This is a genomic window from Candidatus Nanopelagicus hibericus (assembly GCF_002288005.1).
Classification (GTDB): Bacteria; Actinomycetota; Actinomycetes; order Nanopelagicales; family Nanopelagicaceae; genus Nanopelagicus; species Nanopelagicus hibericus.
Genome location: NZ_CP016771.1, coordinates 128,530 through 151,610 on the forward strand (window position 1 = coordinate 128,530; position 23,081 = coordinate 151,610).

Sequence of the window (23,081 nt, forward strand, 5' to 3'; positions counted from 1 at the left end):
GCAACGACCAGAGCGAAAATCCGAAATAACTACTAACAGCAAAAACAGGAGGAAAAAGTGACAAAGGCGAAGTTCGAGCGGACCAAACCGCACGTAAACATCGGCACCATTGGTCACATTGACCACGGTAAGACAACTCTTACTGCGGCGATTTCCAAGGTGCTTCATGACAAGTTCCCGGATGTAAATCCGCTGATGAATTTTGATCAAATTGATAAGGCGCCAGAAGAGCGTCAACGCGGTATTACTATTTCTATCGCACACATTGAGTACCAAACTGAGAAGCGTCACTACGCACACGTTGACTGTCCAGGTCACGCTGACTACATCAAGAACATGATCACTGGTGCAGCACAAATGGATGGCGCAATTTTGGTAGTAGCCGCAACTGATGGACCAATGCCACAAACTAAGGAGCACGTACTTCTTGCTCGCCAAGTTGGAGTGCCTTCAATCATTGTTGCGTTAAACAAAACTGACATGGTTGATGATGCTGAAATTCTTGAGCTAGTAGAGATGGAAGTTCGTGAACTTCTAAACAAGTACGAGTTCCCAGGAGATACCACTCCAATCGTTCGCATCTCAGCGCTTAAAGCACTTGAGGGTGATCAGAAGTGGGTTGATGCATTGCTTGAGTTGATGAATCAAGTTGATAGCTTTATTCCACAACCAACACGCGAGATTGAAAAACCATTCCTAATGCCAGTAGAAGATGTATTCACTATTACTGGTCGCGGAACTGTTGTTACTGGTCGTATCGAGCGCGGAATTGTTAAGGTCAACGAAGAGGTTGAAATCGTTGGTATCCGTCTAGATGCCCAAAAGACAATTGTTACTGGTGTTGAAATGTTCCGTAAGTTACTTGATGAGGGTCAGGCCGGCGAAAACGTTGGTTTACTTCTTCGTGGAACTAAGCGGGAAGATGTTGAGCGTGGTCAGGTTGTTTGTAAGCCTGGATCAATTACACCTCACACAGATTTCGAAGCCTCTGCATACATCCTTTCAAAGGATGAGGGTGGTCGTCACACACCATTCTTTAACAACTACCGTCCTCAGTTCTACTTCCGCACAACGGATGTAACTGGCGTAGTAACACTGCCATCTGGTACTGAAATGGTTATGCCTGGCGATAACACCGCTATGACTGTAACTCTTATTCAGCCAGTTGCAATGGAAGAGGGACTTCGCTTTGCGATCAGAGAAGGTGGCCGCACCGTTGGTGCAGGTCGCGTAACCAAGATCGTCAAGTAAAAACAGAATTATTTCTGGGCTGCTGAAATATGTGGCCCAGAAATAACTAAAAGAAAACTAGTAAAGAAGGAGAGCAAAATGGCCGGACAAAAGATCCGCATTAGGCTTAAGGCGTATGACCACGAGGTGATTGATAGTTCAGCGAAAAAAATCGTTGAAACTGTTGAACGCACCGGGGCAACCGTCGCAGGCCCTGTTCCGCTGCCAACTGAGAAAAACACTTACTGTGTTATTCGCTCTCCCCATAAATATAAAGATAGCCGCGAGCACTTTGAGATGCGCACCCATAAGCGCCTAATTGACATCATCGATCCAACTCCAAAAACAGTTGATTCCTTGATGCGTCTTGATTTGCCAGCTGGCGTTGACATTGAGATCAAGCTCTAAGGGAATAAACAAATGACAACTACGCAATCACGCTCATCTGCCATTAAAGGCATCTTGGGCACAAAGCTGGGTATGACTCAAGTCTTTGATTCCCAAAATAAAATTGTGCCAGTAACTGTTATTCAGGCTGGTCCTTGTGTGGTTACTCAAATTCGTTCAATTGAAAAAGATGGCTACACCGCTGTGCAACTTGCATTTGGTGCAACTGAGCCAAGAAAAGTTTCTAAGCCACAAACCGGCCAATTTGCAAAAGCTGGTGTGACACCACGTCGTGAGGTTTGTGAACTTCGAATTTCATCCACTGATGGCTACACCGTAGGTCAAGAATTAAAGGCAGATGTATTTGCAGCTGGTGAAATTATTGACGCCACCGGTACATCAAAAGGAAAAGGAACCGCTGGTGTTATGAAACGCCATGGTTTCTCTGGCATGGGTGCATCCCACGGTGTTGATAAGCGTCACCGTATGGGTGGTTCAGTTGGAAATAGAACTACACCAGGAAGAGTATTTAAGGGCAAGCGCATGACTGGCCGCATGGGTATTGACACCGTCACCACCCAAAATCTTTTAGTGCATTCAGTAGATGCTGAAAACAACAAAATATTAGTTCGCGGTTCAGTTCCTGGCGCAATTGGTGGCACAGTATTTATTCGCACAGCAGCCAAGATGACTGCAGCAGAGACTGTTAATACAAAGGTTGGTGCCTAATGTCATTAAAAATTGAGGTTAAAGATATTACTGGTAAGGCAACTGGTTCAATTGATCTGCCAGCAGCAATATTTGATGTGCAGGCGAATGTGCCATTAATTCACCAGGTGGTAGTTGCGCAATTAGCTGCAGCCAGAGCTGGAACCCATAAGGCTAAAAACCGTGGTGAGGTTTCAGGTGGTGGAAAGAAACCATTTAAGCAAAAAGGAACTGGTCGCGCTCGTCAGGGTTCAACCCGTTCACCAAACCAACGTCATGGTGGAGTTGCCCATGGTCCAGTCCCTCGTAAGTATGACCAACGCACACCTAAGAAAATGATTGCAGCAGCCTTAAAAGGTGTGCTCTCTGATCGTCAACGCGCTTCCCGGATTCATGCAGTTAGTGGTTTGGTGGAAGCAACAACTACTAAAGCTGCAATTGCAGCGGTGCGTCAATTCTCAGATCGCAAGAATTTATTAGTCGTCCTATCACGTAATGAGAATTCAGCCTGGCTATCACTTAGAAATCATGATGAACTTCATTTAATTGTGAATGATCAATTAAATGCCTACGATGTTTTAGTTTCTGATGATGTGATTTTTTCTGAAGGTGCCCTTCGTGATTTCATCGCCGGACCTACAACTGGCAAAGGTGCAACCGCAGTTGCCCGTGAGAGTGAAGTAGGAGTATCAGCATGAAAAACTACCGTGATGTATTACTAGCACCAGTGGTCTCGGAGAAGTCATACTCATTGCTAGATGGCAATAAGTACACATTCTTGGTATCACCTGATGCTAATAAGACTGAAATAAAGATTGCAGTAGAAAAAGTATTTAATGTAAAGGTATTAAGTGTTAACACCATGAACCGCGAGGGTAAGCGCAAGCGAACCGCTTTAGGTTTTGGAAAACGTAAAGATACCAAGCGGGCAATTGTGCATGTAGCAGCTGGACAACGAATCGACATCTTTGGAGGACCAGTCTCCTAAGGAGATTGGGACTTGAATAGGAATAGGGAGAAGATAAATGGCACTGCGTAATCTGAGGCCGATCACACCTGGTCAGCGCGGAGCAAGCGTTCCTGATTTTGAAGAGATCACTCGTCAAAAGCCAGAGAAATCTTTGGTCCGTCCGATCAACTCAAAAGGTGGTCGCAACGCAACTGGACGAGTAACCATGCGCCATCAAGGTGGCGGACACAAACGTGCCTATCGGTTAATAGATTTTATTCGCAACGATAAAGATGGTGTGCCAGCAAAGGTGGCACAGATTGAATACGATCCAAACCGCACTGCAAATATTGCACTACTTCACTTTGCTGATGGCGAGAAGCGTTACATCATCGCACCAGATGGTTTAGTGCAAGGTGCAGCAATTGAGAATGGCCCAGCTGCAGATATTAAGCCAGGAAATAATTTGCCACTTCGTAATATTCCAGTTGGAACCATGATTCATGCAATTGAACTTCGCCCAGGTGGGGGAGCAAAGATTGCCCGCTCTGCTGGTTCTGCGGTGCAGTTAGTTGCTAAAGATGGACCGTATGCACAAATTCGTATGCCATCTGGTGAAATTAGAAATATCGATGTTCGCTGCCGGGCAACTGTTGGCACAGTTGGTAATGCTGAGCAAGTAAATAGAAATTATGGAAAAGCTGGCCGAATGCGTTGGAAGGGTAAGCGCCCATCGGTTCGCGGTGTGGTTATGAACCCAGTAGATCACCCACATGGTGGTGGTGAGGGTAAAACTTCTGGTGGTCGCCACCCAGTTTCACCTTGGGGTCTACCTGAAAAGCGCACCCGTAAAAAGAAAGCAAGTGATTCTTTAATTATCCGTCGACGCAAGTCCAATAAGAAGAGATAAGGGGGGATCTTAAGATGCCACGCAGTTTAAAGAAGGGTCCTTTCGTTGATCTTCATCTATCTAAAAAGGTAGAGGAACAAAATGCGAAAAACACTAAAAATGTTATTAAAACTTGGTCACGTCGATCAATGATTACTCCGGACATGATTGGTCACACCATTGCAGTTCATGATGGTCGCAAACATGTGCCAGTTTTCATTACCGAGGCAATGATCGGTCACAAGCTTGGTGAGTTTTCACCAACTAGAACTTTCAAAGGTCACTCTCGTGCTGATGGAAAGGCGGTGGTAGTAAGTGAGTAATACCGACACCACTACCGCATTAGTTTCTCGCGCAGTACTTCGCGATTTACGTGCCACACCACAAAAAGCTCGTCGAGTTGTGAATCTAGTTCGTGGACAACGTGCAGATACCGCACTTAACATGATGAAGTTTGCTAATCAGCCAGAGCTAGGACAAGCGATCTACACATTAATAGCCTCCGCTGTTTCAAATGCAAAGCAAAAAAATCCATCACTTCGTGATGCATCTGAGCTTTGGGTGGTTGAGGCGCTAGTTGATGAGGGCTTTACGATGAAGCGATATCGCCCACGTGCACAGGGGCGTGGTTTTGCAATTGATAAAAGGTCATCACAGGTCACCGTGGTGTTATCTGATGATAAGAATCTTCGCACTAATAAAAATTTAAAAGCTTCTCAGATGCAAAAGCCAAAGGCGAGACGAAAGCCAGCGGTAATTGCAGATAAGCCAGCACCAACAAAGGCAGCTGACTCGTTATCTGAAAAGCCAGCACCAAAGAAAGCGGCAGCTAAAAAAGCTACCGCTAAAAAAGCACCTGCCAAAAAGGCAGCAACCAAGAGAAAGGCCGAGTAAATGGGTCAAAAGATAAATCCACACGGCTTCCGTCTTGGAATTACTACTGATTTTAAATCACGTTGGTATGCCGACAAACTTTACGGTGCCTACGTTAAGGAAGATATTTTAATTCGTAAATTAATGGCAAAAAAGATGGAGCGAGCTGGCGTATCTAAGATTGAGATCGAGCGCACCCGCGAGAAGGTTCGAATCGATCTATTTACTGCACGTCCGGGAATTGTGATTGGTCGTCGTGGTCAAGAGGCGGACAAGCTTCGAATTGATCTAGAAAATCTAACCGGCAAGCAGGTGCAGTTAAATATTCTTGAGGTCAAGAATCCTGAGATTGATGCGCAACTAGTTGCACAAGGAATTGCTGAGCAGTTAGCTGCTCGTGTTTCATTCCGTCGTGCGATGCGAAAAGGAATGCAAACTGCATTAAAGGCAGGAGCAGAGGGAATTCGCGTGCAGTGCGGTGGTCGTTTAGGTGGAGCAGAGATGAGCCGTTCTGAGTTTTATCGTGAAGGCAGAGTTCCACTACACACATTACGTGCTGATATTGATTATGGATTTGCCGAGGCACACACAACATTTGGTCGCTTAGGTGTAAAAGTTTGGATTTATAAGGGTGAGGTTATTGAATCTCGCGCCGAGCGTGCTGCTGCAGCTCTTGCTGCTGCGAAAGCACCAAAACCAAATCGTTCAACCAGAGCACCGCGGGCACCACGTGGTGAGGTTAAAACTACAACTGTTGCCGAGCGTGCTGCGGAAGCTGCTGCTGCAGAACAGAGTTCAACTCCAGTAACACCTGATGAGAGCGGAGCTAACTAATGTTAATTCCACGTCGAGTTAAGCACCGTAAACAACATCACCCAAAGCGTGCTGGAAAATCTAAGGGTGGAACAGCGGTTTCCTTTGGTGATTATGGTGTGCAGGCGATGGCGCCAGCATATGTAACAAACCGCCAAATTGAAGCGGCTCGTATTGCTATGACACGTCACATTAAACGTGGTGGAAAAGTTTGGATAAATATTTATCCAGATCGTCCATTAACTAAGAAGCCAGCTGAAACTCGTATGGGATCTGGAAAAGGATCTCCAGAGTGGTGGATTGCAAATGTGAAGCCAGGAAGAGTTATGTTTGAAATTTCAGGTGTGACCGAGGCGGTTGCTACTGAGGCAATGACTCGTGCGATGCACAAATTGCCAATGAAGTGTCGAATTGTTCGCCGAGAGGAGTTCTAATGTCATCTACAACTGCTGAAACATTACGCGCTAGTTCAACTGATGAGTTGAATGAGAAGCTACGTGAGGCGAAGGAAGAGTTGTTTAATCTGCGCTTTCAAGCAGCGACTGGTCAGTTAGAAAACCATGGCCGCTTAACTGCAGTACGTAAAGAGATCGCTCGGATTTACACAATTTTACGTGAACGCGAACTAGGGATTGGAGTCAGCGCATGAGTAAAGAAAAAGCATCAGCTGCTTCAGTAGAGCGCCCTTTCCGTAAGACCCGTGAAGGAATTGTGACTAGTGACAAAATGGATAAAACTGTTGTGGTTGCTATTCAAGATCGAGTAAAGCATGGGATGTACAGCAAAGTTTTAACACGCTCTCGTAAATTAAAAGCACATGATGAAGGCAATACCGCCGGCATCGGTGATCGCGTTTTAATCATGGAAACTCGTCCACTCTCAGCAACAAAACGCTGGCGTGTGGTTGAGATTCTTGAGAAGGCTAAGTAAGGGGCAAAGATGATTCAACAAGAATCGCGACTAGCAGTCGCCGACAACACTGGCGCAAGGGAATTACTTTGCATCAGAGTTCTAGGTGGTTCATCTCGTCGCTACGCTGGAATTGGCGACATCATTGTTTGTTCGGTTAAAGATGCGATCCCTGGTGGTCAGGTGAAAAAAGGTGAGGTTGTTAAAGCTGTCATCGTTCGCACCGTAAAAGAAAACCGTCGCGCCGATGGTTCATATATTCGCTTTGATGAGAATGCTGCCGTAATTATTAAAGATGATGGTGAGCCACGTGGAACTCGTATTTTTGGTCCAGTTGCTCGCGAACTTCGGGATAAGAGATTTATGCGAATCATTTCATTAGCTCCGGAGGTGTTATAAAAATGGCAAACATTCGTAAGGGTGACACCGTGCAGGTAATTGCCGGTAAAGATAAAGGCACAACTGGAACTGTCTTATCAATTGATCGCGTCAAAGAGCGGATTTTAATTGAGGGCGTTAATCGAGTTAAGCGCCACACAAAGGAGACAACCTCTGATCGTGGTGTAAAAGTTGGCGGAATTACCACAGTTGAATCTGCAATTCATTTATCAAATGTGATGTTAGTTGATGGTGAAGGCAAGGCGACTCGAATTGGATCTCGCAAAGATGAAAACGGCAAGAATGTTCGTATCTCTCGCCGTTCTGGAAAGGATGCCTAATGGCTACTGATTTAGCACCACGTCTTAAGGGACGTTATCGCGCTGAGATTGCACCAGCTCTTAAAACCAAGTTTGGTTATAAGAATGTGATGCAGATTCCTACCCTTTCCAAGGTTGTTGTAAATATGGGTGTTGGCGAGGCTGCTCGGGATTCAAAGATTATTGAGGGTGCTATTCGCGACCTGGCAGTTATCACTGGACAGCGTCCACAGGTAACAAGATCTCGTAAATCAATTGCGCAATTTAAATTGCGTGAGAATATGCCAATTGGTGCACACGTCACCTTGCGTAATGACCGCATGTGGGAGTTCACCGATCGACTACTTTCAATTGCATTGCCACGTATCCGCGACTTCCGCGGACTTTCACCAAAACAATTTGATGGAAATGGCAATTACACCTTTGGCTTAACGGAACAGGTTGTATTCCCAGAGATCGAGCAGGACAAAATCGATCGCACTCGCGGAATGGATATTACTTTCGTAACCACTGCTAAAACCGATGAAGAGGGAAGAGAGTTGCTTCGTGCACTTGGTTTCCCTTTCCAGGAAAAATAAGGAGGGCACCAACAAATGGCAAAAACATCACTAAAGGTAAGAGCTAGCCGTAAACCAAAGTTTAAGGTTCGCGGTTATACACGTTGCCAACGTTGTGGCCGCGTCCATGCTGTCTATCAAAAATTTGGTATCTGCCGTATTTGCTTCCGCGAAATGGCACATGCCGGAGAACTACCAGGTATCACCAAGGCGTCTTGGTAATACAAAACCAACTATCAACTACGGAGAAGGTCCGCTAAAAAAGCGGAAACCATTTCGAGAAAGGCCAGAGGCCAAAGTAATGACAATGACAGACCCGATCGCAGACATGCTTGCACGTTTGCGTAACGCTAATTCGGCGTACCACGAGAAGGTTTCAATTCCTTCATCTTCGGTAAAGGCTCGAATTGCTGAGATATTAAAGCAGGAGGGTTATATTTCTAATTTTCACATTGAAAATAATCCAACCGGCTTTGGTAAGACATTAGTTTTAGATCTTAAATTTGGTTCAAACCGTGAGCGATCAATCGCTGGTTTGCGCCGAGTTTCAAAGCCAGGACTTCGGGTATATGCAAAATCAACAGGTCTGCCTAAAGTATTAGGTGGCCTTGGTGTTGCAATTATTTCCACATCCTCAGGTTTGCTTACTGATAAGCAAGCTAACAAACAGGGAGTAGGCGGAGAAGTTCTCGCCTACGTATGGTGATCTAATGTCACGTATTGGAAAAATGCCGATTGCAATTCCATCTGGAGTTGAGATAAATGTTGCTGGTCAATCAGTTTCAGTTAAGGGACCTAAGGGGAGTTTAACTAAGGTACTTGCTGAGCCAATTACTGCAAAGCAGGAGGGTTCAACTCTTACTATCTCTCGCCCAGATGAAACACGTTTATCACGTTCACTTCATGGAATGTCTCGCACCTTAGTGGCGAACATGATTGAAGGAGTAACTAAGGGATACAGCAAGAAGATAAATATTGTTGGTGTTGGATACAAGGTTGCTGCAAAGGGTAAAAACCTAGAGTTCGCCCTTGGCTACAGCCACCCAATCAACTTTATTGCCGATGAAGGCATCACTTTCAAAATTGACTCACCAACTGAAATCACAGTAGTTGGTATCGATAAGCAATTAGTTGGTGAGACCACAGCAAAGATTCAAAAGCTTCGCAAGGTTGATCCTTATAAAGGTAAGGGTCTACATCTTGAGGGTGCTTATATTCGCCGCAAGCAAGGAAAGACAGGTAAAAAATAATGACTATCGGTTCTAAGGTTGTTAAGGGTTCAGCTACTAAAGCGCGAATCCGCCGTCACTTCCGTCTGCGCAAACGTGTTTCTGGTACATCAACTCGTCCACGGTTAGTTGTTTCTCGATCTGCCCGCCATTTATTTGTGCAGGTTGTTGATGACACTACCTCTACTACTTTGGCATCTGCCTCCACTATGGAGAAGGAGCTACGTAACTTTGCTGGTGATAAAACTGCAAAGGCAAAGCAGATTGGTGAATTAATTGCCAAGCGGGCAAAAGAAAAAGGAGTTTCTACTGTGGTATTTGATCGCGGTGGCAATAAGTATCACGGCCGAGTTGCAGCAGTTGCAACAAGTGCTCGTGCAAACGGATTGGAGTTCTAATGGCCGCGAATACAACCCCTACCACTGGTAGTCGCTCCGAGAAGCCAAAGGGCGGACGCGAAAAACGCGAACGTCGTGATGGTGATTTCCAAAAGGAAAAATCTCCATATACCGAGCGGGTAGTTTTCATTAACCGTGTTGCCAAAGTTGTTAAAGGTGGACGTCGTTTCTCCTTTACTGCATTGGTTGTCGTAGGCGATGGCAAAGGCATGGTTGGTGTTGGTTATGGCAAGGCAAAAGAGGTGCCACAAGCTATTGCGAAAGCGGTAGAAGATGGCAAAAAGAATTTCTTTAAAGTGCCACTATTAAATGGAACGATTCCACATCCAGTACAGGGTGAAAAAGCTGCCGGAGTAATTTTGCTTCGTCCAGCATCTCCAGGAACTGGTGTGATTGCTGGTGGTCCAGTTCGCGCCGTACTTGAGTGTGCTGGTATTACCGATGTGCTTACTAAATCTTTGGGTTCAGGAAATCCAATTAATATGGTGCACGCCACCGCTGCGGCATTAAAGATGTTGGAAAACCCAACTGCAATTGCAGCTCGCCGTGGACGTCCACTTGAGGATGTTGCCCCTGCCGCTTTGACTCGCTTAATTGCCGAGCAAGTAAAGGTTGGTGCCTAATGAAAAGATTAAAAGTCACACAAATTAGATCTAAGGTTGGAAATCCTCCTGATCAGCGCGACACACTTCGTTCACTTGGTTTAAAACGAATTGGTGATGTAGTTGTAAAGGAAGATCGTCCAGAGATTCGTGGCATGGTTTACGCCGTGCGTCACTTAATTGCAGTTGAGGAGGTTGAATAACAATGGTGCTCAAGATTCATCATTTACGTCCAGCACCTGGTGCTAAAACAGCTAAGACTCGTAAGGGTCGCGGTGAGGCATCAAAGGGAAAGACTGCTGGTCGTGGTGGTAAAGGAACGCGTGCTCGTAACGTAGTTCGTGCTGGATTTGAAGGCGGTCAATTGCCATTAGTTATGCGCTTGCCAAAACTTCGCGGATTTAAAAATCCAGAAAGAATTGAGTATCAGGCGGTAAATATTTCAACAATTAACTCACTTTATCCAAAAGGTGGGGATGTCACAGTTGATGATTTAGTTAAAAAAGGTGCAGCTCGGATGGGTCATCCAGTAAAGGTGCTTGGTAATGGTGAGATATCAGTGAAGGTAACTGTTTTAGCTCATGCATTCTCTAGCTCTGCTACTGAAAAGATCACCGCAGCTGGTGGAACTGCAAAAACACTTTAATACTTAAATTTAGATAGAAGGGAGATATCTTGTTATCAGCATTTGCCAAGGCGTTTAAAACCCCTGATCTTCGCGTCAAGATTTTCTTCACCCTAGCTATCATGGCGTTGTTCAGATTAGGTTCAGTAATTCCAACTCCTGGTGTCTCTTATGTGAATGTGCAGGAGTGCCTAAAGACTGCAAACACCGGTGGATTATTTGGCTTGATTAACCTATTTAGTGGTGGCGCATTGTTACAACTAAGCGTATTTGCTCTTGGCATCATGCCTTACATCACCAGCTCGATCATCGTTCAATTATTAACAGTTGTTATTCCTAGATTTGAAGCATTAAAGAAGGAAGGCCAATCAGGAACTGCCAAATTAACCCAATACACCCGTTACCTAACAATTGGTTTGGCTATTTTGCAATCCACCGGCTTAGTTGCAGTTGCACAAATTGAGGGTCGAATTTTTCCAAACTGTGCTCTACCAATTATTCCTGACACATCATGGCAGCGAATTATCACCATGATTGCAGTAATGACCGCCGGAACATCAGTAATTATGTGGTTGGGTGAGTTGATTACCGATCGTGGTGTTGGAAACGGTATGTCTATTTTGATTTTCACCTCAATTGCTGCAACATTCCCAGGTCAACTTTGGTCAATCAGATTACAAAAAGGCTGGTTCGCATTCCTATTTATTATGGCAGTTGGCGTACTTATTGTTGCTGCGGTGGTATTTGTGGAGCAAGCACAACGACGAATTCCAGTTCAGTATGCCAAGCGTCAAGTAGGTCGTCAGCAATATGGTGGAACTAGCACCTATATTCCAATCAAGGTTAACCAATCTGGTGTTATCCCAGTTATTTTTGCATCCTCCCTGCTTTATATTCCATCGTTGATTGTGAACTTCAGCGGCAGCCAAGCAGGCTGGGCTATTTGGGTATCAAAAAATCTTGTAAATGGCGATAACTACTTTTACATCGCACTATATGCGTTATTGATTGTTTTCTTCACCTACTTTTATGTAGCGATCACATTTAACCCAGATGAGGTATCTGACAACATGAAAAAGTACGGTGGCTTTATTCCAGGAATCAGAGCTGGCAGACCAACCTCTGAATACCTGCAATATGTATTATCAAGAATTACCGCCCCTGGCGCCCTATACCTTTCTATCGTTGCGGTTATTCCATTTATTGCATTGATTCTTTTCCAAGCTTCACAAAACTTTCCATTTGGTGGCACCTCAATTTTGATTGTTGTTGGCGTTGGCTTGGATACTGCCAAGCAGATTGAATCTCAATTACAACAACGCTCTTATGAGGGGTTCTTGCGCTAATGCGATTAATCCTGGTTGGACCACCAGGTGCTGGTAAAGGAACACAAGCAGTTCACTTAGCTGCTCACTACCAAATTCCACACATTTCTACTGGTGATATTTTTCGTGCTAATTTGAAAAACGGCACTGAACTTGGCAAACAAGCACAATCATTTATGGATCGCGGAGAATTAGTACCAGATTCAGTGACAAATGAAATGGTGAAAGATCGCCTTGGTAATCCAGATGCTGCCAAAGGGTTTTTATTAGATGGCTTTCCACGCAACACCAATCAAGCACAAGTACTTGATCAAATTTTGGTAGAGAAAAAAATGCCACTTGATGCGGCGTTAGAATTAAAAATTGATCATGCGGAAATTATTAAGCGACTATCAGGTCGTAGAACCTGCCGTGGTTGCGGTGCATCCTCACATGTTGAGTTTGAAAAACCAAAGGTTGCAGGAGTATGTGATAAATGTGGTGGCCAGTTATATCAACGTGAAGATGACAAAGAAGAGGTCTTAAACCGAAGATTAGAAATTTATGCCCAACAAACTGAACCAATTATCAGCTTTTATAATTCAAAGGGATTACTTAAAAATATTTCAGCAGTAGGTAGCGTGGAAACAATTACTAAAGCTGCCATATCAGCGCTAGGTAAGTAAAATGGCAATTGAGATAAAAAATCTCACCCAATTAAAATCCATGCGAAAAGCTGGTCTAGTGGTGGCTGATACTTTAAAACTGATTAAACAATCAACACAAATTGGCATGACTACTTTAGATTTAAATGAGATTGCGATTGCAAATCTTGCCAAACATGGTGCTACCTCATCATTTTTGGGGTATCACGGATTTCCAGCAGTTATTTGTGCATCCGTTAATGAAGAGGTAGTTCACGGAATTCCTAACAAAAGAAAACTAGTATCTGGTGATCTATTATCAATTGATTTTGGGGCAATCATTGAAGGCTGGCATGGTGATGCTGCGATCTCATTTGGCCTCGGTGAGATTGATTCGGCAGATCAGAAGTTAATGGATGTATGTGAGCAATCTTTATGGCGTGGTATTGCAGCTGGAAAATGTGGTGGCAAGTTAACGGATATATCTGCTGCGGTTGAAGGTTATATAAACTCGCAAGGTAAGTATGGAATCTTGCGCGAGTATGGTGGCCATGGAATTGGTAGTGCGATGCATCAAGAGCCACATATATTAAATTTTGGTCCCGCTGGTAATGGACCAGAGTTGGTTGTGGGAATGGCACTTGCAATTGAGCCAATGATCACCCGAGGCAATGAGCGCACCAAAGTTTTAAGTGATGATTGGACCGTGGTTTCACAAGATTCATCAAAAGGTGCTCACTTCGAACACACCTACACAATCGCACCAGATGGCAAAGTATTTGTATTAACCGCATCAGATGGCGGCGCCAGTGAGCTAGCTAAATTAGGTGTTGAAATCTCTGATTTGCTCTGATTGCCCCCAGATTTTCCCGCATAGATTGGTAGGGGGATTAGCGGATTTTCTTTTTCTACCCCCACCTCCTAAACTATCCCTCCTGCCTCGCAAGGGGTAAACCTGATTTAGAACAGATAAGTAGGTATCGCTTGGCCAAGAAAGACGGTGCAATTGAGATCGAAGGCACCGTTGCTGAAGCACTACCGAACGCAATGTTCCGAGTTGAGTTAACAAATGGGCACAAAGTTTTAGCACATATCAGTGGAAAGATGCGACAGAACTACATTCGCATTTTGCCGGCAGATAAAGTGATTGTAGAACTTAGTCCATACGATCTCACCAGAGGTCGAATTATTTATCGTTACAAATAAATAATTATTTAAACTGAAGTTGTGTGAAAGGTGATCGTGAAGGTCAAACCTAGCGTTAAGAAGATTTGCGACAAATGCAAAGTCATTCGTCGTAATGGCCGGGTAATGATTATTTGCGAAAACCTACGTCACAAACAACGACAGGGTTAATTAAAAAAACGCGTGATGCGACTTAATTAAGGTAAAACTTAATTAAGACCCTCAGTCCGAAAGGCTGAGGCCAGATAAGAAATTATCTGGGTGCATTGCGAAGGACCTTTCGGATATTAGAAACAGGTAAGTGATATGGCACGTCTTGTTGGTGTAGACCTTCCTCGCGAAAAGCGGGTTGAAGTCGCACTTACTTATATTTTTGGAATGGGGTTAACTCGTTCGCAAGCAACACTTGCAGCAACTGGTATTTCACCAGATACTCGAGTCAAAGATCTACAAGAGCCAGATTTGGCAAAGCTTCGTGAATTCATTGAAGCAAACTACAAAATTGAGGGTGACCTGCGCCGTGAAGTTGCAAGCAATATTCGCCGCAAGGTTGATATTCAAAGCTATCAAGGCTCAAGACACCGTAAAGGATTGCCAGTACGCGGACAAAGAACTCATACAAATGCCCGTACTCGCAAAGGCCCACGTGTTGCAATCGCTGGTAAGAAAGTTGAGGCCAAGTAATGGCTACTGAGAAAACTAAACCAGCAAAAGAGGCTGCTGCAAAGCCAGCACCAAAGAAAATTAAAGCGCGTAAGAAGGATAAGAAAAATGTTGCCTTCGGTCACGCCTATATCAAGAGCACATTTAATAACACCATTGTTTCAATCACCGATCCAGCAGGTTCGGTAATTGCTTGGTCATCATCTGGCCAAGTTGGATTTAAAGGTTCTCGTAAATCAACTCCATTCGCTGCGCAAATGGCTGCTGAAGCTGCTGCTCGCAAAGCACAGGAGCATGGTTTAAAAAAGGTAGATGTATTTGTTAAGGGACCTGGCTCTGGCCGGGAAACTGCAATCCGTTCATTACAAGCAGCCGGTCTTGAGGTTGGAGCCATCGCAGATGTAACTCCAGCACCACACAACGGTTGCCGTCCACGTAAACCACGTCGAGTATAAGGAAAGGGAGAAAACTATGGCTCGCTATACCGGTGCTGATTGCAAAAGATGCCGTCGCGAAAAAGTAAAGCTCTTCCTTAAGGGCTCCAAGTGCGATGGACCAAAATGTCCAATTGAGTCACGTCCATATCCACCAGGACAACACGGCCGTGCTCGTTCAAAAGATTCTGAGTACTTACTACAGATGCGTGAGAAGCAGAAGTGCGCACGTATTTATGGAATTCTGGAAAGACAGTTCCGTGGTTACTACGAAGAGGCAAACCGTCTGCAAGGTAAGACTGGTGAGAATCTTTTAGTACTACTTGAAACCAGATTAGACAATGTTGTCTTCCGCGCTGGCTTTGCTAAGAGCCGTGATATGGCACGCCAACTTGTGCGCCATGGTCACTTCTTAGTCAATGGCAAAAGCGTAAATATCCCATCCTTCCAAGTAACACCAATGGACATAATTGATGTTGTACCAGCCTCACTTGATACCACACCATTTATTGTTGCCAGCGCCGAGCTTGGTGAGAAAACAGTTCCAGCATGGATGGAGGTTGTGGGCTCCAAGATGAGAATCCTGGTGCACGCAGTTCCCACCCGCCCAATTATTGATACTCAGGTACAAGAGCAACTAATCGTTGAGCTTTACTCCAAGTAATCAAGTTGTTTAAGCAGTACAGATTTACCGCAGTAAAAACTAAATAGCAGTCCAACCGGAAGATCAAATAGAGGGTCTTCCAGAACTTACGGAGGAATAAAAGTGCTAATTGCACAACGCCCAATCCTCACTGAGGAAGTAGTAAGCGATTACCGTTCACGGTTCATCATCGAGCCGCTGGAGCCAGGTTTTGGCTATACCCTTGGTAATTCAATTCGTCGCACATTGCTATCTTCAATTCCAGGAGCAGCTGTTACTGGGATCAGAGTTAATAATGCGTTGCATGAGTTCACAGCATTAGAAGGTGTGAAAGAGGATCTCACTGAGATCGTTTTAAACATCAAAAACCTAGTCTTATCCTCAGATAATGATGAACCATCACTACTTTACATCCGTAAAAATGGTGAGGGAATTGTTACTGGTGCAGATGTAGCAGCTCCAGCCGGTGTGCAGGTGCACAACCCAGAGCTTCACATTGCCACTTTAAACTCAAAGGCAAAGTTTGAGATTGAGTTAACTGTTGAGCGCGGCCGTGGTTACATCACTGCGGTACAAAATAAGCAAGCAGGAGGAGAGATTGGCCGGATTCCGGTTGATTCAATTTACTCACCAGTTTTGCGTGTTACCTACAAAGTTGAGGCAACTCGTGTTGAACAGCGCACCGACTTTGATCGATTAGTTGTAGATGTTGAGACCAAGCGATCAATGAAGCCAGCTGATGCCATGGCATCTGCCGGAAAAACTCTAGTTGAGTTGTTTGGACTTGCCCGCGAACTTAATGCAAATGCTGAAGGTATTGAGATGGGACCTTCCATTCAAGATGCAGCACTTGCTGCAGATATGGCGCTACCAATTGAAGATCTTGATCTGACAGTCCGTTCTTATAACTGCTTAAAGCGTGAAGGTATTCACACAGTTGGTGAATTACTCGCTCGCTCGGAGGCAGATCTGATGGATATTCGTAACTTCGGTTCCAAATCAATTGATGAGGTTAAGGCGAAATTACAATCAATGGGAATGCAACTTAAAGATAGCCCAGCAGGGTTTGATTTAACAAAGCATGCCAACTATGGCAGCTCTGTTGATGATGAACTTGTTGATGCGGATGAGGTCTAGGAGAGAAGATGCCAAAACCAAGTAAAGGCCCACGCCTAGGTAGCGGACCAGCACATGAGAAATTATTGCTGGGCACACTTGCTGCGCAACTTTTTGAAAAAGGAAAGTTGACTACAACTGAAGCAAAAGCAAAACGCCTTCGCCCGTTAGCTGAGCGATTAATTACTCATGCTAAAAAAGGTGATCTGCCAGCACGTCGTCGAGTAATGGCAAGAATCTCCAACAAATCTGTAGTACATACTTTGTTTACAGATATTGCCAAAAGATTTGAATCTCGTGATGGTGGCTACACCCGTATTACCAAAATCGGTCCGCGCAAAGGTGATAACGCACCAATGGCAGTGATTGAAATGGTTGAAGCGGGTGCACCGGCTAAAAAAGTTGCTAAAAAAGCTGCAGCGAAAGCTGAGTAATAGCGCAACTAAATAAGATTATGACTAAACCCACTCTTGAAGTTGAGAGTGGGTTTTCTCGTTTAAGGATTGATTTATCCTATGACGGCAGCGATTTTTCTGGTTGGGCCAAGCAGCCAGGACTTCGAACCATCCAAGAAGAGATTGAAACCGCACTTTCAACAATTACTAGAACCCAAGTTGCCACAATTGTTGCGGGTCGAACCGATGCGGGTGTGCATGCAAAACATCAGGTGCTTCACCTTGATTTACCAGCTGAGATTGAGATTGAAAATCTAGCATTTCGATTAAATCAGATTTTAAAAAAGGATATCAGGATTTTGTCTGTCATTAAAGCGCCTCAGTATTTTCATGCCAGATTCGGCGCAACCTCAAGGAGTTATCAATACAAAATTACTGACGGCGGCCAAGTCACCGCACCACTTGATCGATATGACAGCGCCGAGTGGTTTAGAGCATTAGATATTGGGTTAATGAATCAAGCTTGCCAATCAATAGTAGGTGAGCATGATTTCTTTACTTTTTGTAAGCATCGTCAAGGGATGAGTACGGTGAAAAATTTGATCAAATTTGATTGGCAGCGAGATGAAAAGGGTGTGGTGGTTGGATTAATCCAGGCCAACTCTTTTGGTTATAACATGGTGAGAAATTTAGTCGGTGCTGCAGTTTGTGTTGGCGAAGGTAGATTTGAAGTTGGCTGGCTTCGAAAAATCCTAGATGAGAAGGAAAGAGTGTCAGATAGTTATGTTTTTCCAGCAAAGGGATTGACACTTCTTTCAATCCAATATCCACCAGCTGAGCAATATTTAGCCACATACAACCAATATTTCACCCTACAAGATGCAGCTGAGGAGTAGGGCTGGTTTTTAAGCGGGGGGTTTTTCTAGTTTTGACCCCAAGCGGTATCAGCAGGTAATCTTGCGCCTCTGGAAATGACCCGCTTGGGACAATCCTTATCTTAAGAAAGGCAGATGCTTGTGCGCACTTTTACACCAAAGGCAAGTGAGATTACCCGTACTTGGTATCTCATCGATGCTCAAGATGTAGTGCTCGGACGTCTTGCCACACACGCTGCCAATATTTTGTACGGAAAACACAAACCAACTTTTGCCCCTCATATGGATATGGGCGATTTTGTAATTATTATTAATGCTGAAAAAGTAGTTTTGACTGGATCTAAGAACACACAAAAAGTTGCTCACCAACACTCTGGTTATCCAGGTGGATTGACCTCAACTGTTTACGCTGATTTGTTTGAAAAGTTTCCAACCCGTGCGGTTGAAAAAGCAATTAAGGGCATGCTACCTAAGAACAGTATCGGCAGATCAGCTGCTACTAAATTGAAGGTTTATGCTGGCAGTGAGCACCCACATGCTGCTCAAAATCCAAAGGTATTTGAGTTCAATCAAGTTTCTCAAATAAACAAGAAGTAATAGGGGAGCAATGTCTAACGAGATTGATGACACAACTGATGAGGCAACACCAAGCTCATACAGCTCTAGCACACCTGCAGCTGCAACAAATCGCAAAGCTATAACCGCACCTGGTGGAGGCGTAGGTCGTCGTAAGGAAGCAGTTGCCAGAGTTCGCTTAGTGCCAGGATCTGGTCGCTGGGTTGTTAATGGCAAGCCACTTGAGGTTTATTTCCCAAACAAGGTTCACCAACAATCTGTTGCCGAGCCATTTAAGATTGTCGGCGCCGAAGGAACTTATGATGTTTTTGCCCGTATTAATGGCGGTGGTACATCAGGACAAGCTGGCGCACTTCGATTAGGTGTTGCCCGCGCACTTAATGCAATTGATGTTGATGCAAACCGACCAACACTTAAGAAAGCTGGCTTCTTAACTCGGGATGCACGTGTTATTGAGCGCAAGAAGTATGGTCTGAAAAAGGCTCGTAAGCGCTCTCAATACAGCAAGCGCTAATCTCTTAGCTGCTTAAATAAATTATGGCCCTCTTCGGCACCGATGGTGTGCGAGGCGTTGCCAATGTTGATCTCACTGCAGAGTTAGCAGTTGATTTAGCAATTGCCGCCGCTCATGTTTTAGGTGAGATTGGTGCATTCGCAGGACATCGGCCAAAAGCAATTGTTGGTCAAGACTCTCGTGCATCTGGTGATTTTCTAGAGGCAGCAGTTGTAGCGGGCTTAACTAGCGCTGGTGTTGATGTTTATCGTGTCGGTGTATTACCAACACCGGCGGTGGCATTTTTAGTAAAAGAAAGTAATGCTGATCTTGGCGTAATGATTAGCGCCTCTCATAACCCAATGCCAGATAATGGAATTAAATTTTTTGCTAAGGGCGGGGATAAATTAGCTGATCAAGTTGAGGCACAGATTGAAGCAAGATTGGGTGAGCCGTGGGATAGGCCAACTGGTTTAAATGTTGGCAGGATTATCTTTGATGAAGAGGCAAAAAATCGTTACTTAAAGTACTTGCTCTCTACCCTGGATACAAAATTAGCTGGTATTAAAGTAATTGTTGATTGCGCCAATGGCGCAGCCTCCACCGTAGCACCAATTGCATATGAAAAAGCCGGCGCAACAGTTTCGGCAATATCTGCCACTCCAACTGGCTGGAATATTAATGAGAATTGTGGCTCTACTCATTTGGAAAATTTAATTAATGAGGTAAAAAGAACAGGCGCAGATCTAGGAGTTGCCCATGATGGTGATGCTGATAGATGCTTGTTAGTAGCAAAAAATGGTGAGGTAGTAGATGGTGACCAGATATTAAATATTCTTGCCCACTCCTTTTTAGCGCAAGGTAAGTTAAGTAAAAAAGCGGTAGTTGGCACCGTCATGAGTAATTTAGGCTTTATTAAATCAATGGAATCTGCCGGAATTAAGTTTGAAAAAACCGCAGTAGGTGATCGATATGTACTGGAAAAGATGTTAGAAAATGATTACACCCTTGGCGGTGAGCAATCTGGCCATGTAATTATGCGCCAATTTTCAAACACTGGTGATGGCTTACTAACTGCGTTGCAAGTTATGCAGGTGATGGTGAATTCAAAGAAATCACTCGAAGAGTTAGCAAACTCCATGCAAAAATTTCCACAAGTATTAATCAATGTTAAGGATGTAGCAAAAGAAAAATTCACATCCTCAGTCAAAATTAAGGAAGGGATTCTAGAATCAGAGAAGCAATTATCAGGTGTAGGCAGAGTCTTGGTAAGAGCATCTGGAACTGAATCTTTGATTCGAGTAATGGTTGAAGCAAATGAATTGGATTTGGCTCAAAAGATCGCAGAATCATTGGCTGCCCTAGTAAGATTAGAGCTTAAGTAGTCAAAGGAGTTTTATAAATGTGCGGCATAGTTGGCTACACCGGAAACAACTCCGCACTCTCGCCAGTTATTGAGGGACTTAGAAAGCTTGAGTATCGGGGATACGACTCAGCTGGCATCGCTCTGCCAATTGCAATTGGTAAGCCGCTATTTATTGAAAAGCGTGCTGGTAAATTAAAAAAGTTAGAGGATGCGTTAGCGAAAACCCCAGATGCAAAAAGTGGAATTGGCCATACTAGGTGGGCAACTCATGGTGGCCCAACTGATACTAATGCTCACCCACATCTTGATAATGAGGGTAAGTTAGCTTTGATACATAATGGAATTATTGAAAATTATGTTCAATTAAGATCGCAGCTTGAAAAACGTGGTCATAAGTTTAAATCTGAAACCGATACTGAATCTGTGGTGCATCTTTTAAGTGATGCCAGAAAAGAAAATAATGGTGATTTGGCGGCAGCGATGCGTCAGGTTTGCCAGCAATTAAAGGGCTCCTTTACTTTACTTGCGATTCATTCAGATAATCCATCTCATATTGTCGGCGCAAGAAGAAACTCACCATTAGTAGTTGGTGTTGGCAATGGTGAAAATTTCTTAGCCTCAGATGTTGCTGCCTTTATTGCGCACACTAAAACCGCATTAGAGCTGGGCCAAGATGAGGTAGTTGAGATAACCCCGACCTCAGTGGTGGTAACAAATTTGTCAGGTCAGGTGGTCAAACCTAATCAGTTTGAGATCTCTTGGGATGCAAAAGCTGCAGAGCGCGGTGGGTTCTCCCACTTTATGTTGAAAGAGATATATGAACAGCCAAAAGCGATTGCAGATACTTTACTTGGCCGCTTAGATGGGCTTGATGTAAAGATTAAGTTTAAAAAGTTTGAAAAAATTGTAATCATCGCCTGTGGCACTGCTTATAACGCTGGCTTAGTTGGCAAATATGCAATTGAAAAATGGGGGCAGATCCCAGTAGATGTTGAGTTGGCATCGGAGTATCGATACCGGGAGCCAAGCTTGGATAAAAAAACTTTAGTAATTCCAATCTCACAATCAGGTGAGACTATGGATACCTTGATGGCGCTGCGATATGCAAAATCAATGGGTGCAACTATATTCTCAGTTTGCAACACCAATGGCTCAACAATTGGTCGAGAATCAGATGCCGTTCTCTATACCCACGCTGGACCAGAGATTGCAGTGGCTTCAACAAAAGCCTTTGCCACTCAGCTAATTGCAATGTATTTAATTGGCCTAGAAATTGGTCGCCAGTTAGAGCATTTAAATAGCAAAAAATGTAAAGAGATTATTAAAGAGCTTACTCAGCTACCAGCAAAGGTTGAACAGGTATTAGAGACAGTTGAACCACTTCGAGAGTTAACTAGAAAGTTTAAGTCAGCAGATTCAGTCCTATTTTTAGGTAGGTACACCGGCTACCCAACTGTTTTAGAGGGAGCACTTAAATTAAAAGAGTTGGCATATATGCATGCTGAAGGCTTTGCAGGTGGTGAATTAAAACATGGACCAATTGCACTTATTGATAATGGCACCCCAGTGGTAGCGATCATGCCAACTAAAGATTCAGTATTAGCAGGCAAGATGGCAAGTAATATTCAAGAGGTTAAAGCGAGAGGCGCGGTAGTAATTGCAATTAGTGAAGATGAATTTGCTGGCGCAGATCATTTAATCCGTATTCCAAAAGTTGATCCACTATTACAACCAGTGTTAGCGGTAGTTCCACTACAGGTCATTGCCTATGAAATGGCGGTAGCTCGTGGCAACGATGTTGATCAGCCCAGAAATTTGGCAAAATCAGTAACAGTTGAGTAAGTAAATGCCAGAACACAGAAGAAAGCAGATGAACTCTGCACTGAAGTTGACGCTTCTATTTCTCTCCGGCTATGGCTTTATCACCCAGCAGGTAGTAGCTAACACTTGGATAAGAAGATTAGATGAGAAGATCCTAGAACGAGACTTTTTAAGGGTTACACCGGAGAACACTCCATTACTTGTGCAATTAATTGATGATTTAGGACTTAGGAGTGTCACATCAATAATACTAATCATCACCGCAATACTTATCAGCAGAAGATTTAAATCATGGCGGCCAATTAATCTTTCAATTCTTGCGTTGCTACTACTGAACTTAACAGTAGGCGCTTCTAAATTACTTTTTGGTAGAACTAAACCCAGCACTGGTTTTGATTTGTTTTTCACAGATAGTGGACTGTCATATCCCAGTGGCCACGCTGCCAACGCAGTTTTAACTTGGGGGATGTTTGCTTATTTGATCTTTCGCTACTCCCATAAACAACCATTTGAAGGATTGCGATTAACCTATTTTGTCATCATTATAAATATCGCGGTATGCCTAGCCTCGCTATATCGAAATACTCACTGGTTTTCAGATTTACTGGGTGGATTATTTATCGGCTCAGCATTATTAGTGGCAACCATTGCACTTGATCGCTCAATTACCTCAACTCGTCAGCCCTCATAAAACACAGG

The 23,081-nt window shown here is 44.0% G+C and carries 38 protein-coding genes; all 38 read left to right on the top strand.

Translation table 11 applies throughout. The annotated features are described in order from the left end of the window. Positions 1–57: 57 nt before the first annotated feature. The 38 genes from tuf (at position 58) to B1s21160_RS00815 (ending at position 23,073) form a co-directional block, all read left to right on the top strand. Positions 58–1,251: an elongation factor Tu gene (tuf, locus tag B1s21160_RS00630; RefSeq protein ID WP_095671983.1), complete on the top strand. Its 1,194-nt coding sequence runs from the start codon at positions 58–60 to the stop codon at positions 1,249–1,251. Between the two features lie 78 nt (positions 1,252–1,329). After that, positions 1,330–1,638, top strand: a complete 309-nt coding sequence (gene rpsJ, locus B1s21160_RS00635) for a 30S ribosomal protein S10 (protein ID WP_017955300.1) — start codon at positions 1,330–1,332, stop codon at positions 1,636–1,638. Between the two features lie 12 nt (positions 1,639–1,650). Then, positions 1,651–2,346 carry a 50S ribosomal protein L3 gene (gene rplC / locus B1s21160_RS00640; RefSeq protein WP_095671984.1) on the top strand — a complete coding sequence of 232 codons (696 nt, stop codon included), beginning with the start codon at positions 1,651–1,653 and terminating at the stop codon, positions 2,344–2,346. Then, positions 2,346–3,023, top strand: coding sequence for a 50S ribosomal protein L4 (gene rplD, locus B1s21160_RS00645; RefSeq protein ID WP_095671985.1), 678 nt, complete (start codon positions 2,346–2,348; stop codon positions 3,021–3,023). Before rplC ends, rplD begins: the two co-directional genes overlap by 1 nt. Then, a complete protein-coding gene (rplW, locus tag B1s21160_RS00650; RefSeq protein WP_095671986.1) occupies positions 3,020–3,313 on the top strand; it encodes a 50S ribosomal protein L23 in 294 nt (97 codons plus the stop codon). Before rplD ends, rplW begins: the two co-directional genes overlap by 4 nt. A 37-nt stretch (positions 3,314–3,350) precedes the next feature. Further along, complete coding sequence (gene rplB, locus B1s21160_RS00655) at positions 3,351–4,184, top strand: 50S ribosomal protein L2 (RefSeq protein WP_095671987.1); 834 nt, start codon at positions 3,351–3,353, stop codon at positions 4,182–4,184. 14 nt (positions 4,185–4,198) lie between these two features. Further along, entirely contained in the window at positions 4,199–4,486 is a 288-nt protein-coding gene (gene rpsS / locus B1s21160_RS00660) for a 30S ribosomal protein S19 (protein WP_095671988.1), read from the top strand. Next, positions 4,479–5,057: a 50S ribosomal protein L22 gene (gene rplV / locus B1s21160_RS00665; protein WP_095671989.1), complete on the top strand. Its 579-nt coding sequence runs from the start codon at positions 4,479–4,481 to the stop codon at positions 5,055–5,057. The genes rpsS and rplV overlap by 8 nt, the downstream gene beginning before the upstream one ends. Continuing rightward, a complete protein-coding gene (rpsC, locus tag B1s21160_RS00670) occupies positions 5,058–5,870 on the top strand; it encodes a 30S ribosomal protein S3 (protein ID WP_095671990.1) in 813 nt (270 codons plus the stop codon). Continuing rightward, positions 5,870–6,283, top strand: a complete 414-nt coding sequence (rplP, locus tag B1s21160_RS00675) for a 50S ribosomal protein L16 (RefSeq protein ID WP_095671991.1) — start codon at positions 5,870–5,872, stop codon at positions 6,281–6,283. The genes rpsC and rplP overlap by 1 nt, the downstream gene beginning before the upstream one ends. Continuing rightward, the gene (gene rpmC / locus B1s21160_RS00680) at positions 6,283–6,498 is read left to right on the top strand and encodes a 50S ribosomal protein L29 (RefSeq protein WP_095671992.1); all 216 of its coding nucleotides are present in this window, start codon (positions 6,283–6,285) and stop codon (positions 6,496–6,498) included. The genes rplP and rpmC overlap by 1 nt, the downstream gene beginning before the upstream one ends. After that, complete coding sequence (rpsQ, locus tag B1s21160_RS00685) at positions 6,495–6,779, top strand: 30S ribosomal protein S17 (RefSeq protein WP_095671993.1); 285 nt, start codon at positions 6,495–6,497, stop codon at positions 6,777–6,779. The genes rpmC and rpsQ overlap by 4 nt, the downstream gene beginning before the upstream one ends. A 9-nt stretch (positions 6,780–6,788) precedes the next feature. Further along, positions 6,789–7,157, top strand: coding sequence for a 50S ribosomal protein L14 (gene rplN, locus B1s21160_RS00690; protein WP_095671994.1), 369 nt, complete (start codon positions 6,789–6,791; stop codon positions 7,155–7,157). 2 nt (positions 7,158–7,159) lie between these two features. Then, the gene (gene rplX / locus B1s21160_RS00695; RefSeq protein WP_095671995.1) at positions 7,160–7,477 is read left to right on the top strand and encodes a 50S ribosomal protein L24; all 318 of its coding nucleotides are present in this window, start codon (positions 7,160–7,162) and stop codon (positions 7,475–7,477) included. Beyond that, the gene (rplE, locus tag B1s21160_RS00700; protein ID WP_095671996.1) at positions 7,477–8,034 is read left to right on the top strand and encodes a 50S ribosomal protein L5; all 558 of its coding nucleotides are present in this window, start codon (positions 7,477–7,479) and stop codon (positions 8,032–8,034) included. Before rplX ends, rplE begins: the two co-directional genes overlap by 1 nt. A gap of 15 nt (positions 8,035–8,049) precedes the next feature. Beyond that, positions 8,050–8,235: a type Z 30S ribosomal protein S14 gene (locus B1s21160_RS00705; protein WP_095671997.1), complete on the top strand. Its 186-nt coding sequence runs from the start codon at positions 8,050–8,052 to the stop codon at positions 8,233–8,235. Between the two features lie 79 nt (positions 8,236–8,314). Then, positions 8,315–8,719, top strand: a complete 405-nt coding sequence (gene rpsH, locus B1s21160_RS00710) for a 30S ribosomal protein S8 (RefSeq protein ID WP_095671998.1) — start codon at positions 8,315–8,317, stop codon at positions 8,717–8,719. Positions 8,720–8,723: 4 nt separating this feature from the next. Further along, positions 8,724–9,263 carry a 50S ribosomal protein L6 gene (gene rplF, locus B1s21160_RS00715; protein ID WP_095671999.1) on the top strand — a complete coding sequence of 180 codons (540 nt, stop codon included), beginning with the start codon at positions 8,724–8,726 and terminating at the stop codon, positions 9,261–9,263. Beyond that, the gene (gene rplR / locus B1s21160_RS00720; RefSeq protein ID WP_095672000.1) at positions 9,263–9,640 is read left to right on the top strand and encodes a 50S ribosomal protein L18; all 378 of its coding nucleotides are present in this window, start codon (positions 9,263–9,265) and stop codon (positions 9,638–9,640) included. The genes rplF and rplR overlap by 1 nt, the downstream gene beginning before the upstream one ends. Further along, the gene (rpsE, locus tag B1s21160_RS00725) at positions 9,640–10,263 is read left to right on the top strand and encodes a 30S ribosomal protein S5 (protein WP_095672001.1); all 624 of its coding nucleotides are present in this window, start codon (positions 9,640–9,642) and stop codon (positions 10,261–10,263) included. Before rplR ends, rpsE begins: the two co-directional genes overlap by 1 nt. Beyond that, on the top strand, positions 10,263–10,445 hold the full coding sequence (gene rpmD / locus B1s21160_RS00730; RefSeq protein WP_095672002.1) for a 50S ribosomal protein L30: 183 nt from the start codon (positions 10,263–10,265) through the stop codon (positions 10,443–10,445). Before rpsE ends, rpmD begins: the two co-directional genes overlap by 1 nt. A 2-nt stretch (positions 10,446–10,447) precedes the next feature. Next, the gene (rplO, locus tag B1s21160_RS00735) at positions 10,448–10,888 is read left to right on the top strand and encodes a 50S ribosomal protein L15 (RefSeq protein ID WP_095672003.1); all 441 of its coding nucleotides are present in this window, start codon (positions 10,448–10,450) and stop codon (positions 10,886–10,888) included. Between the two features lie 29 nt (positions 10,889–10,917). Beyond that, entirely contained in the window at positions 10,918–12,213 is a 1,296-nt protein-coding gene (secY, locus tag B1s21160_RS00740) for a preprotein translocase subunit SecY (RefSeq protein ID WP_095672004.1), read from the top strand. Beyond that, a complete protein-coding gene (locus B1s21160_RS00745; RefSeq protein WP_095672005.1) occupies positions 12,213–12,857 on the top strand; it encodes an adenylate kinase in 645 nt (214 codons plus the stop codon). The genes secY and B1s21160_RS00745 overlap by 1 nt, the downstream gene beginning before the upstream one ends. 1 nt (position 12,858) lies before the next feature. Continuing rightward, positions 12,859–13,668 (top strand): type I methionyl aminopeptidase, encoded by an 810-nt coding sequence (gene map / locus B1s21160_RS00750; RefSeq protein ID WP_095672006.1) that lies wholly within the window; start codon positions 12,859–12,861, stop codon positions 13,666–13,668. A 131-nt stretch (positions 13,669–13,799) separates the two neighbouring features. Beyond that, on the top strand, positions 13,800–14,021 hold the full coding sequence (infA, locus tag B1s21160_RS00755) for a translation initiation factor IF-1 (RefSeq protein ID WP_095672007.1): 222 nt from the start codon (positions 13,800–13,802) through the stop codon (positions 14,019–14,021). A gap of 36 nt (positions 14,022–14,057) precedes the next feature. Further along, on the top strand, positions 14,058–14,171 hold the full coding sequence (rpmJ, locus tag B1s21160_RS00760; protein ID WP_095672008.1) for a 50S ribosomal protein L36: 114 nt from the start codon (positions 14,058–14,060) through the stop codon (positions 14,169–14,171). A 135-nt stretch (positions 14,172–14,306) separates the two neighbouring features. Then, positions 14,307–14,684, top strand: coding sequence for a 30S ribosomal protein S13 (rpsM, locus tag B1s21160_RS00765; protein WP_095672009.1), 378 nt, complete (start codon positions 14,307–14,309; stop codon positions 14,682–14,684). Further along, positions 14,684–15,118: a 30S ribosomal protein S11 gene (rpsK, locus tag B1s21160_RS00770; protein WP_223297960.1), complete on the top strand. Its 435-nt coding sequence runs from the start codon at positions 14,684–14,686 to the stop codon at positions 15,116–15,118. The genes rpsM and rpsK overlap by 1 nt, the downstream gene beginning before the upstream one ends. Positions 15,119–15,134: 16 nt before the next feature. Continuing rightward, the gene (gene rpsD, locus B1s21160_RS00775) at positions 15,135–15,761 is read left to right on the top strand and encodes a 30S ribosomal protein S4 (RefSeq protein ID WP_095672010.1); all 627 of its coding nucleotides are present in this window, start codon (positions 15,135–15,137) and stop codon (positions 15,759–15,761) included. Positions 15,762–15,863: 102 nt separating this feature from the next. Next, positions 15,864–16,877 carry a DNA-directed RNA polymerase subunit alpha gene (locus B1s21160_RS00780; RefSeq protein WP_095672011.1) on the top strand — a complete coding sequence of 338 codons (1,014 nt, stop codon included), beginning with the start codon at positions 15,864–15,866 and terminating at the stop codon, positions 16,875–16,877. 8 nt (positions 16,878–16,885) lie between these two features. Then, the gene (rplQ, locus tag B1s21160_RS00785; protein ID WP_095672012.1) at positions 16,886–17,290 is read left to right on the top strand and encodes a 50S ribosomal protein L17; all 405 of its coding nucleotides are present in this window, start codon (positions 16,886–16,888) and stop codon (positions 17,288–17,290) included. A 20-nt stretch (positions 17,291–17,310) separates the two neighbouring features. Continuing rightward, positions 17,311–18,147, top strand: a complete 837-nt coding sequence (gene truA / locus B1s21160_RS00790; RefSeq protein ID WP_095672013.1) for a tRNA pseudouridine(38-40) synthase TruA — start codon at positions 17,311–17,313, stop codon at positions 18,145–18,147. Positions 18,148–18,267: 120 nt separating this feature from the next. After that, entirely contained in the window at positions 18,268–18,723 is a 456-nt protein-coding gene (gene rplM / locus B1s21160_RS00795) for a 50S ribosomal protein L13 (RefSeq protein WP_095672873.1), read from the top strand. A gap of 10 nt (positions 18,724–18,733) precedes the next feature. Beyond that, on the top strand, positions 18,734–19,216 hold the full coding sequence (gene rpsI, locus B1s21160_RS00800) for a 30S ribosomal protein S9 (protein WP_095672014.1): 483 nt from the start codon (positions 18,734–18,736) through the stop codon (positions 19,214–19,216). A gap of 23 nt (positions 19,217–19,239) precedes the next feature. Then, complete coding sequence (gene glmM / locus B1s21160_RS00805; RefSeq protein ID WP_095672015.1) at positions 19,240–20,580, top strand: phosphoglucosamine mutase; 1,341 nt, start codon at positions 19,240–19,242, stop codon at positions 20,578–20,580. A gap of 17 nt (positions 20,581–20,597) precedes the next feature. Beyond that, on the top strand, positions 20,598–22,403 hold the full coding sequence (glmS, locus tag B1s21160_RS00810; RefSeq protein WP_095672016.1) for a glutamine--fructose-6-phosphate transaminase (isomerizing): 1,806 nt from the start codon (positions 20,598–20,600) through the stop codon (positions 22,401–22,403). Between the two features lie 4 nt (positions 22,404–22,407). Beyond that, complete coding sequence (locus B1s21160_RS00815; RefSeq protein ID WP_095672017.1) at positions 22,408–23,073, top strand: phosphatase PAP2 family protein; 666 nt, start codon at positions 22,408–22,410, stop codon at positions 23,071–23,073. Positions 23,074–23,081: the final 8 nt, after the last annotated feature.

Excerpts from the sequence above, each read along its gene's own strand:
- rpsJ (WP_017955300.1), top strand. The coding sequence starts at position 1,330 with ATGGCCGGACAAAAGATCCGCATTAGGCTTAAGGCGTATGACCACGAG.
- rplC (WP_095671984.1), top strand. The coding sequence starts at position 1,651 with ATGACAACTACGCAATCACGCTCATCTGCCATTAAAGGCATCTTGGGC.
- rplD (WP_095671985.1), top strand. The coding sequence starts at position 2,346 with ATGTCATTAAAAATTGAGGTTAAAGATATTACTGGTAAGGCAACTGGT.
- rplW (WP_095671986.1), top strand. The coding sequence starts at position 3,020 with ATGAAAAACTACCGTGATGTATTACTAGCACCAGTGGTCTCGGAGAAG.
- rplB (WP_095671987.1), top strand. The coding sequence starts at position 3,351 with ATGGCACTGCGTAATCTGAGGCCGATCACACCTGGTCAGCGCGGAGCA.
- rpsS (WP_095671988.1), top strand. The coding sequence starts at position 4,199 with ATGCCACGCAGTTTAAAGAAGGGTCCTTTCGTTGATCTTCATCTATCT.
- rpsC (WP_095671990.1), top strand. The coding sequence starts at position 5,058 with ATGGGTCAAAAGATAAATCCACACGGCTTCCGTCTTGGAATTACTACT.
- rplP (WP_095671991.1), top strand. The coding sequence starts at position 5,870 with ATGTTAATTCCACGTCGAGTTAAGCACCGTAAACAACATCACCCAAAG.
- rpmC (WP_095671992.1), top strand. The coding sequence starts at position 6,283 with ATGTCATCTACAACTGCTGAAACATTACGCGCTAGTTCAACTGATGAG.
- rpsQ (WP_095671993.1), top strand. The coding sequence starts at position 6,495 with ATGAGTAAAGAAAAAGCATCAGCTGCTTCAGTAGAGCGCCCTTTCCGT.
- rplN (WP_095671994.1), top strand. The coding sequence starts at position 6,789 with ATGATTCAACAAGAATCGCGACTAGCAGTCGCCGACAACACTGGCGCA.
- rplX (WP_095671995.1), top strand. The coding sequence starts at position 7,160 with ATGGCAAACATTCGTAAGGGTGACACCGTGCAGGTAATTGCCGGTAAA.
- rplE (WP_095671996.1), top strand. The coding sequence starts at position 7,477 with ATGGCTACTGATTTAGCACCACGTCTTAAGGGACGTTATCGCGCTGAG.
- B1s21160_RS00705 (WP_095671997.1), top strand. The coding sequence starts at position 8,050 with ATGGCAAAAACATCACTAAAGGTAAGAGCTAGCCGTAAACCAAAGTTT.
- rpsH (WP_095671998.1), top strand. The coding sequence starts at position 8,315 with ATGACAATGACAGACCCGATCGCAGACATGCTTGCACGTTTGCGTAAC.
- rplF (WP_095671999.1), top strand. The coding sequence starts at position 8,724 with ATGTCACGTATTGGAAAAATGCCGATTGCAATTCCATCTGGAGTTGAG.
- rplR (WP_095672000.1), top strand. The coding sequence starts at position 9,263 with ATGACTATCGGTTCTAAGGTTGTTAAGGGTTCAGCTACTAAAGCGCGA.
- rpsE (WP_095672001.1), top strand. The coding sequence starts at position 9,640 with ATGGCCGCGAATACAACCCCTACCACTGGTAGTCGCTCCGAGAAGCCA.
- rpmD (WP_095672002.1), top strand. The coding sequence starts at position 10,263 with ATGAAAAGATTAAAAGTCACACAAATTAGATCTAAGGTTGGAAATCCT.
- rplO (WP_095672003.1), top strand. The coding sequence starts at position 10,448 with ATGGTGCTCAAGATTCATCATTTACGTCCAGCACCTGGTGCTAAAACA.
- B1s21160_RS00745 (WP_095672005.1), top strand. The coding sequence starts at position 12,213 with ATGCGATTAATCCTGGTTGGACCACCAGGTGCTGGTAAAGGAACACAA.
- map (WP_095672006.1), top strand. The coding sequence starts at position 12,859 with ATGGCAATTGAGATAAAAAATCTCACCCAATTAAAATCCATGCGAAAA.
- rpsM (WP_095672009.1), top strand. The coding sequence starts at position 14,307 with ATGGCACGTCTTGTTGGTGTAGACCTTCCTCGCGAAAAGCGGGTTGAA.
- rpsK (WP_223297960.1), top strand. The coding sequence starts at position 14,684 with ATGGCTACTGAGAAAACTAAACCAGCAAAAGAGGCTGCTGCAAAGCCA.
- rpsD (WP_095672010.1), top strand. The coding sequence starts at position 15,135 with ATGGCTCGCTATACCGGTGCTGATTGCAAAAGATGCCGTCGCGAAAAA.
- rplQ (WP_095672012.1), top strand. The coding sequence starts at position 16,886 with ATGCCAAAACCAAGTAAAGGCCCACGCCTAGGTAGCGGACCAGCACAT.
- truA (WP_095672013.1), top strand. The coding sequence starts at position 17,311 with ATGACTAAACCCACTCTTGAAGTTGAGAGTGGGTTTTCTCGTTTAAGG.
- rpsI (WP_095672014.1), top strand. The coding sequence starts at position 18,734 with ATGTCTAACGAGATTGATGACACAACTGATGAGGCAACACCAAGCTCA.
- glmM (WP_095672015.1), top strand. The coding sequence starts at position 19,240 with ATGGCCCTCTTCGGCACCGATGGTGTGCGAGGCGTTGCCAATGTTGAT.
- glmS (WP_095672016.1), top strand. The coding sequence starts at position 20,598 with ATGTGCGGCATAGTTGGCTACACCGGAAACAACTCCGCACTCTCGCCA.
- B1s21160_RS00815 (WP_095672017.1), top strand. The coding sequence starts at position 22,408 with ATGCCAGAACACAGAAGAAAGCAGATGAACTCTGCACTGAAGTTGACG.